The sequence below is a fragment of the Oleiphilus sp. HI0125 genome, from assembly GCF_001635355.1.
The window spans coordinates 1-856 of the sequence record NZ_LWGF01000119.1; the positions used below are offsets into that span (position 1 = coordinate 1).

The 856-nt window shown below is 48.5% G+C and carries 1 protein-coding gene; it reads left to right on the top strand.

Annotated features, from left to right (window positions below):
* Positions 1–65: 65 nt before the first annotated feature.
* Positions 66–856: DUF927 domain-containing protein (locus A3762_RS02065; RefSeq protein WP_231878700.1), on the top strand; the 791-nt coding region annotated here is incomplete at its 3' end.

The window sequence follows — 856 nt, forward strand, 5'->3', positions numbered from 1 at the left end:
ACGGTTCAAATTTTGGCTTACTACTGAAATTAAAAAACCGCCGAGGTGAATGGCGGGAATGGGCCATGCCGATGCACATGCTGGCAACGGATTGTGCAGAGCTACGCCGTGAGTTATTGGATATGGGATTAAAGCTCGACACTAATAATCGACAATCATTGCCGAGATATCTGCAATCGTTTGAACCAATAAAACGCATGACCTCAGCGAGCATAACAGGCTGGCACAANGAAGATCTTTTTATTCTACCGACCCGAAACATTGGTCATGGCGATGCGATATTCCAAAGCGAATATGCAACGTATGACGATTATGTTGTCAGCGGCACGCTTGAACAATGGCAACAATCTATTGGTGCACTGATGACGGGAAACCCGCTTTTACAGCTGGCAATCGGAGCCGCACTATCTGGACCCCTGCTCTACCTGATAAAACGACAAGGCGGAGGTTTTCACTTTTATGGTGACTCCAGCACTGGCAAGACAACATTGGTCGAAGCGTCATGCTCAGTATGGGGTCATGGAGAGGATTTTAAACGCACATGGCGCAGCACCGGAAACGGACTTGAGGGCATCGCAGAGCAGCGCAACGACACCGCATTGATACTTGATGAACTTGGCGAAGCAGATCCGCGAGAGGTAGGAAATATTGTCTACTCACTTGGCAACGGAACAGGCAAAAGCCGAGCTAATCGCAGCGGAAATGCGCGACCTGCAAAACGATGGAGATTGATATTTATATCAACTGGCGAGCGTACATTGGCCGACATAATGAACGATGCAGGCAAGCGTAAACAGGCGGGTCAGGAATTACGATTTATCGAATTAAGCGCAAACCGCGCACATGGTTGTTGGGA